At 66.4% G+C, this 15,799-nt stretch carries 15 protein-coding genes; 6 read left to right on the top strand and 9 right to left on the bottom strand.

Going from position 1 to position 15,799, the window contains the following annotated elements:
• Nucleotides 1–6: 6 nt before the first annotated feature.
• The 4 genes from LDB29_RS21265 to LDB29_RS21250 all read left to right on the top strand — a co-directional run bounded on the left by LDB29_RS21265 (nt 7) and on the right by LDB29_RS21250 (nt 4,680).
• Nucleotides 7–396: a DUF779 domain-containing protein gene (locus LDB29_RS21265; protein ID WP_257557665.1), complete on the top strand. Its 390-nt coding sequence runs from the start codon at nt 7–9 to the stop codon at nt 394–396.
• A 41-nt stretch (nt 397–437) separates the two neighbouring features.
• The gene (locus tag LDB29_RS21260; protein ID WP_044661018.1) at nt 438–1,580 is read left to right on the top strand and encodes an FIST N-terminal domain-containing protein; all 1,143 of its coding nucleotides are present in this window, start codon (nt 438–440) and stop codon (nt 1,578–1,580) included.
• Entirely contained in the window at nt 1,577–3,784 is a 2,208-nt protein-coding gene (locus LDB29_RS21255; RefSeq protein WP_257557663.1) for a NahK/ErcS family hybrid sensor histidine kinase/response regulator, read from the top strand. Before LDB29_RS21260 ends, LDB29_RS21255 begins: the two co-directional genes overlap by 4 nt.
• A 116-nt stretch (nt 3,785–3,900) precedes the next feature.
• Nucleotides 3,901–4,680 (top strand): phytanoyl-CoA dioxygenase family protein, encoded by a 780-nt coding sequence (locus LDB29_RS21250; RefSeq protein ID WP_257557661.1) that lies wholly within the window; start codon nt 3,901–3,903, stop codon nt 4,678–4,680.
• Nucleotides 4,681–4,706: 26 nt separating this feature from the next.
• Here the strand turns inward: LDB29_RS21250 and LDB29_RS21245 are convergent, their stop codons facing one another.
• The 8 genes from LDB29_RS21245 to pedF all read right to left on the bottom strand — a co-directional run bounded on the left by LDB29_RS21245 (nt 4,707) and on the right by pedF (nt 12,624).
• Nucleotides 4,707–4,868, bottom strand: a complete 162-nt coding sequence (locus LDB29_RS21245) for a hypothetical protein (RefSeq protein WP_162195987.1) — start codon at nt 4,866–4,868, stop codon at nt 4,707–4,709.
• Nucleotides 4,869–4,999: 131 nt separating this feature from the next.
• The gene (gene katG, locus LDB29_RS21240; RefSeq protein ID WP_257557657.1) at nt 5,000–7,222 is read right to left on the bottom strand and encodes a catalase/peroxidase HPI; all 2,223 of its coding nucleotides are present in this window, start codon (nt 7,220–7,222) and stop codon (nt 5,000–5,002) included.
• A gap of 162 nt (nt 7,223–7,384) precedes the next feature.
• A complete protein-coding gene (locus tag LDB29_RS21235) occupies nt 7,385–7,849 on the bottom strand; it encodes an aminoacyl-tRNA deacylase (protein WP_025551354.1) in 465 nt (154 codons plus the stop codon).
• Nucleotides 7,850–8,026: 177 nt separating this feature from the next.
• Nucleotides 8,027–8,560: a GNAT family N-acetyltransferase gene (locus LDB29_RS21230; RefSeq protein ID WP_257557654.1), complete on the bottom strand. Its 534-nt coding sequence runs from the start codon at nt 8,558–8,560 to the stop codon at nt 8,027–8,029.
• 100 nt (nt 8,561–8,660) lie between these two features.
• A complete protein-coding gene (locus tag LDB29_RS21225; RefSeq protein WP_257557652.1) occupies nt 8,661–9,437 on the bottom strand; it encodes a response regulator transcription factor in 777 nt (258 codons plus the stop codon).
• 13 nt (nt 9,438–9,450) lie between these two features.
• Nucleotides 9,451–11,193 (bottom strand): methanol/ethanol family PQQ-dependent dehydrogenase, encoded by a 1,743-nt coding sequence (locus LDB29_RS21220; protein ID WP_044661020.1) that lies wholly within the window; start codon nt 11,191–11,193, stop codon nt 9,451–9,453.
• 142 nt (nt 11,194–11,335) lie between these two features.
• Nucleotides 11,336–12,193 carry an ABC transporter substrate-binding protein gene (locus LDB29_RS21215; protein ID WP_257557650.1) on the bottom strand — a complete coding sequence of 286 codons (858 nt, stop codon included), beginning with the start codon at nt 12,191–12,193 and terminating at the stop codon, nt 11,336–11,338.
• A gap of 5 nt (nt 12,194–12,198) precedes the next feature.
• The gene (pedF, locus tag LDB29_RS21210) at nt 12,199–12,624 is read right to left on the bottom strand and encodes a cytochrome c-550 PedF (RefSeq protein ID WP_025551362.1); all 426 of its coding nucleotides are present in this window, start codon (nt 12,622–12,624) and stop codon (nt 12,199–12,201) included.
• Between the two features lie 168 nt (nt 12,625–12,792).
• Here pedF and LDB29_RS21205 point away from each other — a divergent pair, with 168 nt between their 5' ends.
• Entirely contained in the window at nt 12,793–13,764 is a 972-nt protein-coding gene (locus LDB29_RS21205; protein WP_257557647.1) for a PQQ-dependent catabolism-associated beta-propeller protein, read from the top strand.
• Nucleotides 13,765–13,987: 223 nt separating this feature from the next.
• On the opposite strand, the gene rpoZ is transcribed toward LDB29_RS21205, so the two are convergent.
• Nucleotides 13,988–14,332 carry a DNA-directed RNA polymerase subunit omega gene (rpoZ, locus tag LDB29_RS21200; protein ID WP_007688625.1) on the bottom strand — a complete coding sequence of 115 codons (345 nt, stop codon included), beginning with the start codon at nt 14,330–14,332 and terminating at the stop codon, nt 13,988–13,990.
• Between the two features lie 119 nt (nt 14,333–14,451).
• Here rpoZ and LDB29_RS21195 point away from each other — a divergent pair, with 119 nt between their 5' ends.
• The gene (locus tag LDB29_RS21195; protein ID WP_257557644.1) at nt 14,452–15,666 is read left to right on the top strand and encodes a phosphatidylserine/phosphatidylglycerophosphate/cardiolipin synthase family protein; all 1,215 of its coding nucleotides are present in this window, start codon (nt 14,452–14,454) and stop codon (nt 15,664–15,666) included.
• Nucleotides 15,667–15,799 lie beyond the last annotated feature (133 nt).

Raw genomic sequence — 15,799 nt, 5'->3', positions numbered from 1 at the left:
ATCATTATGAACCTTCCACCCCGCATCCTCGCCACGCCGGAGGCCGAAGCGTTGATCGCCCGCCTCACCATGCGTCATGGGCCGCTGATGTTCCACCAGTCCGGCGGTTGTTGCGACGGGTCGGCGCCGATGTGCTTTCCGCGCGGCGAGTTCAGGGTCGGGGGGCAGGATGTGCTGCTGGGCCAGATCGCGGGCGATGTGCCGGTGTGGATCGGCGCGGCGCAGTTCGAATATTGGCGGCATACGCAAGTCACCATCGACGTCGTGTCGGGCCGGGGAGCGGGCATGTCGCTGGAAAGCCCGGAGGGGATGCGGTTCATCGTCCGCTCGCGCGTCTTCACCGATGAGGAGAATGCGGTGCTGGAAGCGGCGGGAGAGCCTTTGCGCGGAGCGTGAAACCGCATAGAAGAACAGGGAGAAAATGCGGGGAGAGGAACATGACGGTGCTGGCATCGGAGATCGCCTTTGCGTCAAGCCATGCGGGCGATCCGGCCAAGGCCATGGCGGAAGTCGCCGGTCAATTGGGGGACGAACCGCTGGCCGGGATGCTGCTGTTCTGTTCGCATCGTTTCGACCGGGAGGCGCTGGCGCGGGCGGTCAACCGCCGGACGGAGGGCGTGGTGGCGATCGGCTGCACCAGTTCGGGCGAGCTGACCGAAAATGGCTATGATGAGGACAGCCTGAGCGTCATCGGCTTTCCGGCTTCGGCCTTTCACATGACCTCGCTCTGTTTCGACGACATCGAGAATTTCGATCCCGCCGCCGCGCGGCAGGCGGTGCGCGGGCTGGCCGCGCAGGCGGAGCGGGAGAGCCGCCATCTGGGCGGGAAGGTCAATCATGTCGCGCTGTTCCTGGTCGACGGGCTGTCGCATCGGGAAGAATTGCTGACCATGACGATCCAGGACGCGCTGGGCGACATTGCGCTGATCGGCGGGTCGTCGGGCGACGGCATGGCCTTTCGGGAGACGGCGGTCTTCCATGGCGGGCGCTTCCATGGCCATGCGGCGGTGGTGGCGATCCTGTCCACGCCGCGCCCGCTGCATGTGTTCAAGGCGCAGCATTACCGGCCGAGCGAGGCGAAGATGGTCGTCACCGGGGCCATCCCGAACGACCGGATCGTGACCGAGATCAATGCGGAGCCCGCCGCGCAGGAATATCTGCGGCTGGCGGGCCATGCGGGCGAGGCGCTGGGCGTCGCCTTCTATGCCGCGCATCCGCTAATGGTGCGGGCGGGGGGCGATTATCATGTGCGGTCGATCCAGAGTGCGAATCCCGACGGCAGCCTTACCTTCTACTGCGCCATCGACGAGGGGATCGTGATGACCGTGGGCGAGCCGGTGGACCGGATTGCGCGGATGGACGCGCTGTTCGCGGACATCGCGGCGGAGGTGGGGCCGGTCGACCGGATCATCGCCTTCGATTGCGTGTTGAACCGCATCGATGCCGAGCAGCGGCAGATCAGCCGCGCCGTGTCGGAGCTGTACGGGCGGCATCGGGTGATCGGCTTCAATACCTATGGCGAGCAATATCATGCGCTGCACGTCAACCAGACCTTCAGCGGCCTTGCCATCGGCCGATGACCGACGCGGCCCTCTCTTCCGCCGAACTGGAGGCGTTGCGGGAAGAGAACCGCAAGTTGCGCAAGATCAATGCGGCGCTGATAGACCGGGTCGAACGGTCGAGCGACATGGCCGGCAACGCCTTTTCGATGTTCGAGACGGCGATCTCGCTGGAAGCCATGGTGCGCGAGCGGACCGTGCAGCTCGAAGACGCGCTGGCGAAGCTGGCGGAGGCCAATGCCGACCTCGCCTCCGCCCATGGCCATGCGGACGCGGCGCGGATGCGGCTGCGCGATGCGATCGATTCGATCAACGAAGGCTTCGTCCTGTTCGACGCGGAGGACCGGCTGGTCCTCTATAACGAGGCCTATCTGGGTTTCTGGCCGGAGATCGCCGATCATATCCGTGAGGGCATGAGCTTCGACGAGATCGCCAAGCTCGCCGCCGCCCATCACCGCCCGGTGGGACAGGACCGATGGGTGTCCGACCGGCTGGCCCGCCATAGCGTGGCGGAGGGCGGGCATGTGCAGGCGCTGTCCGACGGGCGCTGGGTGCAGATCAACGAACTGCGCACCAGCGAGGGCGGCATCGTCGGCATCTATACCGACATCACCGAGGTGAAGGCGGAGGATGCCCGCGACCGGGCGCGGGAACTGGCCGAGCGCAACATCGTGTTGCAGGCGACGCTCGACAACCTCTCCGAAGGCGTGTGCCTGTTCGATGCCGAGGGGCGGCTGGCGGCGTGGAACGAGGCGCTGCAACGGCTGCTGGAACTGCCGGAGGATTGGGCGCAGGAGCGGGATAGCCATGCCGCGCTGCTGGACTGGTGCCGGGGCAATCTGGGGATGGACGACAGGGGCTGCCTCGACCGGGGCGGGGCGCGCCATCGCAGCGAACTGGTCCATGCCGGGGGGCGCAGTTTCGAGATTCGCAGCAACGCCATGGAGCGCGGCGGGCAGGTGATCGGCTTTACCGACGTGACCGACATGCTGCGCGCGCAGGCGGCGCTGCGCGAGACGGCGGAGACGCTGGAGCGGCGGGTGGCGGAACGCACGTCGGAACTGGAGGCGGAGGTGGCCGAGCGGCGCCAGATCGAGGCGCAGTTGATGGACGCGAAGACGGCGGCGGAGAAGGCGAACCTGTCCAAGACCAGCTTCCTGGCGGCGGCCAGCCACGATCTGTTGCAGCCGTTGAACGCGGCGCGGCTGTTCGTCGCGGCGCTGGGCGACCGGCGGCTGGCGCTGCCGACGCGGGCATTGGTCAACCAGACGTCCACCGCGCTGGATTCCGTCGAGGATCTGCTGGAGGCGCTGCTGGAGATCAGCCGCCTCGACGCGGGCGCGATCCAGCCGGAGATCAGCGATTTCCGCATCGACCGGCTGCTCGATACGCTGCGCACCGAATTCGCGCCGATGGCGCGTTCGGCGGGGCTGGTGCTGGCGGTGGAGAGCGCGCCGGTCTGGGTCCGCTCCGACATCCGGCTATTGCGGCGGATTCTCCAGAATTTCCTGTCCAACGCGCTGCGCTACACCCAGCGCGGGTCGGTGCGCGTCGCCTGCGTGGCGGAGGCGCAGGGGATAAGGCTGAGCGTGGCCGACAGCGGTCCCGGCATCCCCGTCGACAAGCAGCAACTGATCTTCGAGGAATTCCGCCGCCTCGACACGCCGGGGGGCAGGGGGGCGGGCGGCAAGGGGCTGGGCCTCGCCATCGTCCGCCGGGCGAGCGACATGCTGCGCCATGAGGTGACGCTGGAATCGGTGCCGGGGCAGGGCGCGACCTTCTCCATCCGCGTGCCGCAGGGCGAGGCGGTGGTGGAAGAGGGCGATGGGGGCAGCGCGCCGCGCAGCGACCGGTCGATGCGCGGCCTGAAGGTGCTGGTGGTCGACAATGAGCGGGCGATCCAGACCGGCATGTCGACCCTGCTGGGCGGATGGGGCTGTACCGTGGCGACGGCCGGGGGATTCGCGGAGGCGGTGGCGGCCTTTGCGGAGGGCGAGGCGCCCGATGTCATCCTGGTCGACTATCATCTGAACGATGGCGAGACAGGGGATGCCGTGATCGAGCGGTTGCACGGCCATTTCGGGCGGGCGGTGCCGTCGGTGATGATCTCCGCCGACCGGGGCGAGGCGTTGAAGGCCAGGATGGACGGCTGGGGCATTCCGCTGCTGGGCAAGCCGGTGAAGCCTGCGCAACTGCGCGCCTTGCTGCGCACAATGTTGAAATAGACGGGTGTTTCTGTCGGGGCTGAAAGTCGATTCCATCGGATGCTTTAGGTGTTCCCACTGATCGCCCGTCCTTGCCATCGGTGATAGGCTGAATCCCCCACATGATGGAGCGGGCTATGAGCGCTTTCGACGTCGCGACGGCTCGATCCTCACTGATCCGGGATGGGTTCACCGTGGTCAGGGACGCCTTTTCCGCCCGGTCCGTGGAGGAGATCGTCGAAATCCACCGCTTGCTGGTCGCGGCGCTCGACGATCCTGTCCATCCCGGCGACCGTTTCCGGATGGACATGGGGCGCGGGCTGGCGGGCGCCGGCCCTGCGCGGCTCAGCCAGCATGAGATACGCTATACCTCCATCCTGGCGCCGCGCCTGATGGCAACCGAGGTGTTCGTGCGGAGCCAGCGGCTGGTCGATGCCATTGCGGGGCCGATGCACTTCGCCTTCGACCATATCATCTTCAAGCCCGGGCATTCCGCCACGACCACGCCATGGCATCAGGACATCGCCTATCGGAAGCTGGGCGGCGGGGCGCATGCCGGGGGCCTTGCCCGGCTCCACCTGTGGATTCCGCTTCAGGACACCAGCCTTGAGCAAGGCTGCATGGAGTTCGTCCCCGGCAGCCATCGCGCCGGGGTCATGCCGCATCGGCCCTTTACGCGCATATCGGGCACTTTGGGCCGGGAGGCGGCGGTTCCGCAAGCGGGCGAGCGGGTCGCATGCCCGGTCGAGGCGGGTGGGCTGACCATCCATACGCCGCTTACGCTGCATTATACCGGCGCCAACCTTACGCCCAGGGCGCGGGGAGCCTGGATCATCCAGTTCAGCCGCTTCGGCCGGATGGAACGCGCGATCAAGCGCCGGCTGGGGATCGCGCCGCGCACCGTCCTGGCGCAATAGCGTGGCGGGAACAAGTGCCGGGGCGATCACCAGTGGCGCGGTTGCAGATGGCGTCTTTCCATTTCGTCCAGCACGGCCTGCTCGAACCCGGACGGGTTCTTCGGGTCGCCCATCCTGCGGCGGATGGCGGCCAGTTCCTTGTCCGTGAGGGCCGCCGCCTCGGCAGCATCCTTCAGATGATCATGCACGGCGAGTCTCCGCATCATGGCGGCGGCACTGTCGCATGAAAAGCGGGCAAGCTCAATTCAGCGAAAGGCTTAGCGTCGACCCCATGCAGGTCACGTGGAAAAGGCCGCCCCCAAAGGAGCGGCCCGACCCCTTATGCCGCCAGGTCGAAACGGTCGGCGTTCATCACCTTGGTCCAGGCGGCGACGAAGTCGTTCACGAACTTGTCGCCCGCGTCGGCGGAGGCATAGACTTCCGACAGGGCGCGCAGTTGCGCGTTCGATCCGAACACCAGGTCGACCCGCGTGCCGGTCCATTTCTGTTCATTGGACTTGCGGCAGGTGCCGGTGAAGATGTCCTTGTGACCCTCCACTTCCTTCCACGCCGTGCCCATGTCGAGCAGGTTGACGAAGAAGTCGTTGCTGAGCGTCCCCGGACGGTCGGTGAACACGCCATAGCCGGACCCGCCATGATTGGCGCCCAGCACCCGCAGCCCGCCGACCAGCACCGTCATTTCCGGGGCGCTGAGGGTCAGCAACTGAGCGCGGTCGATCAGCAGTTCCTCGACCGGCACGCTGAACGGCACGGGCAGATAGTTGCGGAAGCCGTCGACCTTGGGCTCCAGCACCTCGAAATTCTGCACGTCGGTCTGTTCCTGCGAGGCGTCGGCGCGGCCGGGGGTGAAGGGCACCTCGATGCTGCGCCCGCCATCCGCCGCCGCCTTCTCGATCGCGGCCGATCCGCCCAGCACGATCAGGTCGGCGAGCGAAATCTTCTTCGCGCCCGCACTGTCGAACTCGGCCTTGATCTTCTCCAGCGCGGAGAGGACGCGGCCAAGCTGCTCCGGCTGGTTGACGTCCCAGTCCTTTTGCGGCGCCAGCCGGATGCGCCCGCCATTGGCACCGCCGCGATGGTCCGACCCGCGATAGGTGGAGGCCGACGCCCAGGCGGTCGTCACCAGTTCCGCGACGCTGAGGCCGGACGCCAATATCTTCTGCTTGAGCGCGGCGATGTCCGAAGCGTCGACCAAGGGATGGTCGACCGCCGGGATCGGGTCCTGCCAGATCAGGTCTTCGGCGGGGACTTCGGGGCCGAGATAGCGGGCCTTGGGCCCCATGTCGCGATGGCACAGCTTGAACCAGGCGCGGGCGAAGGCATCCTCGAACGCGGCGGGATCGTTGCGGAAGCGTTCGGAGATCTTGCGATATTCCGGGTCCATCTTGAACGCCATGTCGGCGGTCGTCATCATCGTCGGCACGCGCCTGTCGGGGCTGTGCGCGCCGGGGGCCAGATCTTCGGGCTTCTGGTTCACCGGCTGCCACTGCTTGGCGCCCGCCGGGCTCCGCACCAGTTCATATTCATAGTCGAGCAGCATGTGGAAGAAGCTGTGGTCCCAGGTCCGGGGCGTCGGCGTCCACGCGCCTTCGATGCCGCTGGTGATGGTGTGGTCGCCCACGCCGCTTTCATAGCCGCTCTGCCAGCCCAGGCCCTGCTGCGCGATGTCGGCGCCTTCGGGTTCCTTGCCGACCTTCGACGCGTCGCCCGCGCCATGGGCCTTGCCGAAGGTGTGGCCGCCGGCGGTGAGCGCGACGGTCTCCTCATCGTTCATGCCCATGCGCAGGAAGGTCTCGCGGATGTCGCGGGCCGATTGCAGCGGGTCGGGGTTGCCGCCCGGCCCCTCCGGATTGACGTAGATGAGGCCCATCTGGATCGCGGCCAGCGGGCTTTCGAGGACCATGTTCTTTTCGGGCTGGATGCGGGTTTCATTGCCCTCCTGGCCGACCCAGAATTCCTCCGTGCCCCAATAAACGTCCTTTTCCGGCTCGAACACGTCGGCGCGGCCGCCGCCGAAGCCGAAGACCGGGCCGCCCATCGATTCAATGGCGACATTGCCGGCCAGGATCATGAGGTCCGCCCAGCTCAGCTTCTGGCCATATTTCTGCTTGACCGGCCATAGCAGGCGGCGGGCCTTGTCGAGATTGGCGTTGTCCGGCCAGCTGTTGAGCGGAGCGAAGCGCTGCGAGCCGGAGGATGCGCCGCCACGCCCGTCGCCGGTGCGGTAGGTGCCCGCCGAGTGCCAGGCCATGCGGATGAAGAAGGGGCCGTAATGGCCATAGTCCGCCGGCCACCAGGGCTGGCTGTCGGTCATGAGGGCCGTCAGGTCCTTCTTCACCGCGTCATAGTCCAGCGACTTGAAGGCGGCCGCATAATCGAAATCGTCGCCCAGCGGATTGCCGGACAGGCCGTTCTGCTGAAGGATGTCGAGCGAGAGCTGGTTCGGCCACCAGTCGCGGTTGGTGCGCCCCAGCAGGGATCGCAGCGCCGCAGGCTCCTTCACGGGGCAGGCCAGCGGATCATTGCTCGTCTTTGCGTCCATTGCACGATTCCTTTCAGCTTCTCCGGGACCGGATTCTAGGCCATGCCCCGCGAAGGGGGAACTGCGAAGGCCATGTTATTTTTCCGATAACAGTGTGGAATTTATTAGATGAAAGGGGGAACATGACTCCCCTCCCGCCGCGGAGGGGGCACCCCTTCCTCTCTAAATACTGAACGCGAAATGCCCGGAGCCCTTTTGCAGCCGCCGCCAGTTTTCCGCATTCATATGAACGAGGGTGTGATGGTCGCCGCCCTCGAACCAGACATCCTGATCCATCAGCATGTCGTCGTCGATGATCGTCTTCAGCCCATAGGCCGCGCCGACCGGCGGAAGCGCGCCCAGTTCGCAGTCGGGGAACAGCGCCGCGGTCGTATGTTCCTCCGCCAGCGAGACGTCGCGGGCCAGCCATTGCTGCAGGAAGTTGAAGCTGACATGCTTGGAGGAGGGCAGGACGGCCAGCAGATATTCGTCGCCGGCCTGCACCAGCACCGCTTTCGCCACCTGCCGGCCGGGGACATGCGCCGCCTGCGCCGCTCGCGCCATCTCCGCCGAGGGTTCATGCGGCCATTCGTCGAAGCTGGTGCCGCAGCGGTCCATATAGCCGCGCAATCTTTGGGAAATCGCCATGACATCCTCCATCGGCCTGTGCCCGCGGACATGGGTCAGGGGGCGTCGTGCGCGGTGCCGGGAACGGGTGCCGGCACAAGGGCGGGCGGCGGGTCTGGCCAATGCCGTCGATAGGATCAGGAATAGCAGATTTGCGGCCGATAACCAATCGCCCCGGCTGCCCCGTCCGCCGCGCGGCTACGGCCGGGCGGCGGAGGGCGCGGTGGCATTGCCGCCGCCCAGCGCGATCTGCATGTAGACGGTGTCGAGCCAGCGGCCCGCCTTCCAGCCCATGCCGGTGAGGCGGCCCACCTGCCGGAAGCCGCAGGCGGCGTGGAGCGCGACCGAAGCGGGTTCGCCGCCGCCGATCACCGCCACCATCTGGCGGAAGCCGAAAGCCCCGGCCGCGTCCAGCAGGGCATCGAGCAGCGCCCGGCCGATGCCGCCGCCGCGCCGGTCCTGCGCCACATAGATGCTGTTTTCGCACGCATAGGCATAAGCGGGCCGGTCGCGGAACTGCGTCGCATAGCAATAGCCGACCACCTCCGCCCCGTCGCACGCCGCGAAGAAGGGCCAGCCCCGGACGGTCACGCGCTCGATCCTGGCCACTGTCTCCGCAACGGACGGCGGCACGAGCTCGTAGCTGGCGGTGCCGTGCAGGACATGGTGCGCATAGATGGCGGCGATGGCGGCCGCATCCCCGACCGTCGCCTTCCGGACCGTGACGCTCATTGCCCTGTCGCCTCCATCATTTCGCCATCCTGCCCGACGCCGGGCGGCGACACAACCGGCGACCGGTTGGAGAAGAAGGGAAGAAATCGGGGAAAAGGGCTCAATCAGCGCGGAAATGCACCTGATTGGCCTTGATCACCGCCTGGGTGCGGCTGAGCACGCCCAGCTTCTGGAGGATGGCGGAGACATGCGCCTTGATCGTGGTCATCGACACGCCCAGATCATGCGCGATCTGCTTGTTCAGCCGCCCGCGCACCAGATGCGCCAGCACCGTCTTCTGCTGCGGCGTCAGGCTGTCGATGCGGCGGGCGATCTCATCCTCCTCCGCCGTGGGCGCGACATTCTCTCCCATGGCCTCCGGCAGATAGATTTCGCCCGACACCACCCGATGGAGCGCATCGACGATGGCGCTGCGCTTCAGCGATTTGGGAATGAAGCCCGCCGCGCCGGCGGCCAGCGCCTCCTGCACGATGGCGCGGTCGAAGGCGCCCGACACCATCACCACGGGCAGGATCGGGAAACGGTCCCGCAGCAGTTTCAGGCCATCCAGACGGCGGACGTCGGGAATGTTGAGGTCGAGCAGGATGAGGTCGAAATTATCCTGCTTCTCCAGCAGCGAGACGGCCTCGTCCATGCTTGCCGCCTCGAAGATGTCGCAATTGTCGAAGCTGATCGCGATCACGCTGCGCAGCCCGTCGCGCACGAGGGGGTGATCGTCGACGATCAGCACCCGCTCCATGATTGCCTCGCCACCCATATACTGGCCCACCCCTCGACCCGGATCATCGGACAAGTCATGGGCCGTGGCAAGCCGCATCGCGCCGGGCGGAACCGCCTGAATGGAGTGCATGTGGTTGCCGCGTCCCATGACGATCATCGTTCTTGTCCTCTTATCTGGGCAGCTTGAACACCCAGAGCGCGCCGCCCTGGTTGATGTCCTTGAAGCTCTTGGCGACTTCGCCGCCCCAGAGCGGCACCGCGCCGCCCCAGCCGGACATCACCGCCACATATTGCTCGCCATCCTGTTCCCAGGTGACGGGGCTGCCCACCACGCCGGAGCCGGTCTGGAACTTCCACAATTCCTGGCCCGTCTTCGCGTCGAAGGCTTTCAGATACCCCTCCGGCGTGCCGGTGAAGACCAGGTTGCCCGCCGTCGAGAGCACGCCGCCCCAGAGCGGCGCCTTGTTCTTATATTCCCAGACGATCTTGCCGGTCTTGGGGTCCATGGCGCGCAGCGCGCCGATATGATCCTCCGCAATGGGCTTGATGGTGAAGCCCGCGCCCAGATAGGCCGCGCCCTTCTTGTAGGCGATGGGCTCGTTCCAGATGTCCATGCCCCAGTCGTTGGACGGAATGTAGAAGAGGCCGGTGTCCTGGCTGTAGGCCATGGGCATCCAGTTCTTTCCCCCCAGGAAGCTGGGGCTGGCGAAGACCGACTGGCCCTTGGCCGCTTCGCCCGGCGCGCCGGGACGGTTGGCGTCGTTATAGTTCGGACGGCCATTTTTGTTGAAGCCATTGGCCCAGGTCGTCTGCGCGACGAACTTGTTGGCGCTGATGAACTTGCCGTTGGTGCGGTCCAGCACGAAGAAATAGCCGTTGCGGTCGGCCTTCGCGCCCAGCTTCATCGGCTTGCCGTTGATCGTGGCGTCGAAGGGGATGAATTCGTTGACGCCGTCGAAGTCCCAGCCATCATGCGGGGTGGTCTGGAAATGCCATTTGATGACGCCGGTGTCGGGATCGATGGCGAGCGTGGAACTGGTGTAGAGATTGTCGCCGGGGCGAAGGTGGCTGTTCCACGGCGCGGGGTTGCCGGTGCCGAAGAAGAGCAGGTTGGTTTCCGGATCATAGGTGCCGCCCAGCCAGGTCGCGCCGCCGCCGGTCTTCCACAGGTCGCCCTGCCAACTGGCGTTGGTCTTGCCGGTGATGCCGTTATCCTTGCCGTTGAGGGTGCCCATATTGCCCTCGATCGTCGGGCGGCGCCAGATCAGTTCGCCGGTGTTGACGTCGCGGGCTTCCACCGCGCCGGTGATGCCGAATTCGCCGCCGGAGTTGCCGTAGATCACCTTGCCCTTGACGATCATCGGCGCGGCGGTGGCGGAATAGCCCGCCTGATAATCGGCGGTCTGCTTGTTCCAGATGACCTTGCCGGTGTGGCGGTTGAGCGCGACCATGTGCGCGTCCAGCGTGGCGAAGATGATCTTGTCGCCATAGATCGCCGCGCCGCGGTTCACCACGTCGCAGCAGGGCATGATCGCTTCGGGCAGGCGGGCGTCATATTGCCACTTTTCCTCGCCGGTGCGCGCATCGAAGGCGAAGAGGCGCGAATAGCTGCCGGTGACGTAGATGGTGCCGTCATAGACGATCGGCTGCGCTTCCTGCCCGCGCTGCTTTTCCCCGCCGAGCGAGGAGGCGAAGGCGGGGACCAGCTTTGCGACGTTGGAGGCGTTGATCGCCTTCAGCGGGCTGAAGCGCTGCGCCTGCGGACCCATGCCATAGGTCAGGACGTCGCCGGGCGTCGCCGCATCGTTCATCAGGTCCGCATCGGTGGGGCCTTCGGCCAGCAATGGCGCGGCGGCGATCGCCAGGCCCAGGATCGCGGCGCCGGACAGGGCTCGCGTCAAACGTCCTTTCATTCCATCCTCCCTCTGTTGAAAGGGCGTGCTCCGCGCCCCCGACTGTTTCAGATTATTGCACCCGTTGTGCGCAGCAATTGGACCTTGGGTCGGTCCTTCCGTCTTTGGCTCCTTCCCCTCCAGAGGAGGGAAAGGGCAGGGTTCATCCTGCCGCCAGCGCGGGCGTCCACTGCACGCCATAGGTGGCGAACAGCGCCTTCATCTCGCCGCTTGCGGCCATGGCGGCGACGATCTCCTCCACCGCATCGCCCAATGTGCGGCTGTTTTCCTTGACCGCCATGCCGATGTCCCAGCCGGGCGAGGTGAAGGCGGGCAGCGGCCCCTTGCGCAGGGTGAGGCCCTTCGCGCCGCGGTGCAGCACTTCCTCGATCTGGGCGCGGCTGGCGAGCACGGCGTCCGCCTTGCCCGCCGCCACCGCCGCCACCGCGTCGGAGCCGCTGGGATAATGCGCCACATCCTTCGCCAATATGCCGCCGAAGGAGCCGATCAGGTAGAAATCGGGGATGGAGTCGAGTTCTGCCGCCAGCCTGTGCCCGCGCCAGCCGGTGGGCGGCGCTTCCAGGTCGATGGCGTTTTGCGTACCCGCAAAACGGAAGCTTTCGCGATAATAGGGCGCGATGATCGCCACCTGGTCGTTGCGGGCGGCGAAGGTCCGGTCGAAGGGGACGTGCAACATCAGGTCGCCCGGCGCGAAGCCCAGCAGCCCGCCCTTCCACACGCCATGGCGCAGATCGTCGTCGGCGCTTTCATCCGCGACGAGCTGAGCGAGGTCGGCGCGCACGCCCAGTTTCGCGGCAATGGCGCTCGCCAGGTCGGCGTCGAGGCCGACCAGCTTCCCGCCCTCCTCCCAGGACCAGGGGCGATTGTCCTTGTAGACGACCACCCGCAGCACGCCCAGTTCCCTGACCTTGCCCAAAGGCGCGGCGTGGGTCATGCCGGGGCAAAGCCCCAGCGCCATCGCCGCGCCCGCTCCGCCGATCAGGCCACGCCGGCTGAGCATGGCCTTTAGCCCTGGAACTTGGTTTCGAGCCAGGCGCGGATCGCCCAGCCGGCCTTCTGGCCCAGCACGTCGCCGAAGGGCGGCATATAGACCTTCCCATCATGGCTGGAACCGTGGCGGAAGCGTTCGACGAACCACTGGTCGCCCGATTCGCCCTGTTCCAGATAGCGCAGGTCGGGCGCGATGCCGCCGCTTTCCGCGTCGAGCCCATGGCAGCGGGCGCAATTCTGGCCATAGGCGGACTGGCCGATCTCTATCGCCTTGGCATTGCCGCTATAGGGGTTTTTCGCAAGCCATTCCTCGCCAATGTCCGGCAGGGCGGAGGTGTCGACGGCCTGCGGCGTCACATTGCCGTGCGCCATCAGGCCGGTTGCCGTGGTCGCGCCCAATATGGCGATGGCGCCCAGCAGCGAAATGCGTCCCAGATTCATGCTCGAAATCCTCACCCGAATTGATTGGGGCGAGTGTAGGGCAGCGCGCTTTGCGTCCCTATTGGCCGTTGGTACAATCCCGGTGACGCTGTGCGCGCTATAGAGCCATAAGCGCTTATGCGCAGGAACATGACGCATAACGAGGCACGGCGGAGAGGATCGGGGCATATGAAGCGCATCATTCTGGCGGGGTTGATGCTGGTTCCCATGAGCGCGCAGCCAGTGAGCGCGTGGGCGGAGACGCTCTATGTCTCCAACGAGCGGGGCAACAGCGTCACCGTGATCGATGCGGCCAGCGCGAAGGTGATCGCGACCTGGGCGGTCGGCGGCCGGCCACGGGGGATCACCGTGTCGAAGGACGGCAGATATATCTATCTCTGCGCGTCGACAGACCATGCGGTGCAGGTGATCGAGCGCGCCACGGGTAAGGTCGTGGCGGAGCTGCCGTCCGGGGAGGACCCGGAGCAATTCTTCCTCGCGCGCGATGGCGGGACGCTGTTCGTCGCCAATGAGGACAATGCCGCGCTGACCGCCATCGACCTGGCGAACCGGACCGTCGCCTTCCAGGTCGATGTCGGCGGCGAGCCCGAGGGCGTGGCGCAAAGTCCCGACGGCCGGTGGGTCGCGGTGACTTCGGAGGAGGAGAATGTCGTCAACTGGGTCGATGTGGCGAAGAAGGAGATGATCGACGCGACGCCCGTCGACCTGCGCCCGCGGCATGTGGAGTTCACGGGCGACGGCGCGCAGCTGTGGGTCGCGGCGGAGGTGGGCGGGACGGTGCAGGTCGTCGATACGGCCTCCCGCAAGGTGGTGGAGACCCTGCATTTCGCCATTCCGGGCGTGGCGGAGCATCGCATATTGCCCTGCGGCATCCGCTTCACGCCGGACGGCCGGACGGCGGTGGTGGCGTTGGGGCGGGCGGATCATGTCGCGCTGGTCGACGTGGCGAGCCGCAAGGTGCGCGCCTATGTTCCCGTGGGCAAGCGGGTGTGGCATGTCGCGGTCAGCGGCGACGGGGCGCGGGCCTATGCGGCCAATGGCCTTTCGGACAATGTGAGCGTGATCGATCTGGCCAGGGGCGAGGTCACGGGAACGATCCCGGTGGGCGCGGCGCCGTGGGGGATCGTGGCGGTTCCCTGAAATGGCGGCTGCGCCGGCATTCGGAGGAGAGTTTTGGCCCATTAGAGGCTGATCGCACAAGGCAGTCCCGGGAAGCGGCGCTGAGCCACTGCCTTCGCAGGAGCCATACCGACCCGTGGCGACAATTGGCCAAGCACGCCATGCCCAGCTGCATCCAAAACGGTGAGGCCCGGTCCTGCTTGCGCAGGCCGGGCCTCATTCCCTCTCCAAACTGGTGACTGGATCAGCCGTCGTAGTCGCCGCCGATATTCTGGTTGCGCGGCGGGGCGGCGGCGGTCAGGCGCAGGGCCTCCGCCGACTGGGCGATCGAACCGATTTCGTCCGGCGTGTCGTCGTCATCGATCTGCACCTTCTGCAGCGAGGCGACGAGCGAATCATGCAGATCCACCGGCAGGACGGTCTCTTCCGCGATCTCGCGCAGGGCGACGACGGGATTTTTATCGCGATCACGGTCCAGAGTCAGCTCGGCGCCCCCCGAAATCTCACGGGCGCGCTGCGCGGCAAGCAGGACGAGGTCAAAACGGTTGGTAACCTTGTCGACGCAATCTTCGACGGTAACGCGGGCCAAACGGGCGCTCCTGAACCAAGAGAAATGGTGAAATGCGCGCCTAACAGCGCAGGCCTTAAGAGTCAATGAAAAGCCCATAAACTGTGGCCAGCCGCCCTGAATGCGGGCATGAACGGAATATGGCGAGCATCCAGCAGGCAGGGCCGGGTGATGGCGGGCGGGAGGGCGCGGGACAGATCGGCCTGTCGCTGCACGCCGACCGCCTGCGCGTGATCGAGACGGGACCGGCGTTGCGGCAGGCCCTGGTCGACCTGATCGACGGCGCGCGGGAGAGCCTGAAGCTTTATTATTATATCTTCGCCGCCGACGGCAGCGGGCAACTCATCCTCGACCGGCTGATCGCGGCGCGGGGGCGCGGCGTTGCGGTCACGCTGATGATCGACGCCTTCGGATCGGGATCGACGCCGCTTGCCTTCTTCGATCCGCTGGTGGCGGCGGGCGGGCATTTCGGCCGCTTCGGGGCGCGGCGCTCTACGCGCTACCTGATCCGCAACCATCAGAAGCTGGCGATCGCCGACGACCGGCGGCTGCTGACGGGCGGCTTCAACGTCGAGGACGGCTATTTCGGGATTCCGGCGGAGGATTGCTGGCACGACCTGGGCCTGCTGGTGGAAGGGCCGCAGGTGCAGGCGATGACAAGCTGGTACGGCCAGCTCTGGCGCTGGGTGTCGACGCGCAAGCAGCGATTCCGCACGCTGCGCCGCATGGTGCGCAACTGGCACAGCCCTCTCCACACCGCGCCGGGCGAGCCGATGCGCTGGGTGATCGGCGGTCCCACCCGCCGGCTCAGTCCCTGGGCGCAGCTTGTGAAGCATGACCTTGAGCGGGCGCGGCGGCTCGACATGGTGGAGGCCTATTTCTCGCCGGGTCGCGGCATGCTGAAGCGCATCGCCCGGGCGGCGCGGCGAAAGGGGTCGCGCCTCGTCCTGCCCTCCAGGTCCGACAATGGCGCGACCGTCGCGGCGGCCCGCCTGCTCTATGGCCCGCTGCTGAGGCGCGGGGTGGAGATATGGGAATATCAGCCCTGCAAGCTGCACATGAAGCTGATCGTGGTGGACGACGCGGTCTATATCGGATCGGCCAATTTCGACATGCGCAGCCTGTTCCTCAACCTGGAGATCATGCTGCGCGTCGAGGACGCCGGCTTCGCGCAGGCGATGCGCGCCCTGATCGATCGGCGGGTCGCGCAAAGCCGCCAGGTCACGCTGGAAACGCACCGCGCCCAGCGCAGCCTGCCGACGCTGGTCAAGCAGTGGATCAGCTATTTCCTGGTCGGCGTGCTGGACTATACCGTGACCCGCCGGCTCAATTTCCGCGATCCGGATGCCGACTAGGGCCAATCGACATTCAGATGATGACGAGCCGAAAATGGTGGTTTTCCGTGACCCGGCGCGCAGCCTACTCAAGGTATGTGAGCACCGGAAGCACGGAAAAGCGTCATTTGCAAGCCGTCAGGGCTGAATGTCG

The organism is Sphingobium sp. CFD-2 (genome assembly GCF_024611135.1).
Taxonomy (GTDB): Bacteria; Pseudomonadota; Alphaproteobacteria; order Sphingomonadales; family Sphingomonadaceae; genus Sphingobium; species Sphingobium fuliginis.
This window is presented reverse-complemented; position numbering and strand designations above follow the sequence as displayed.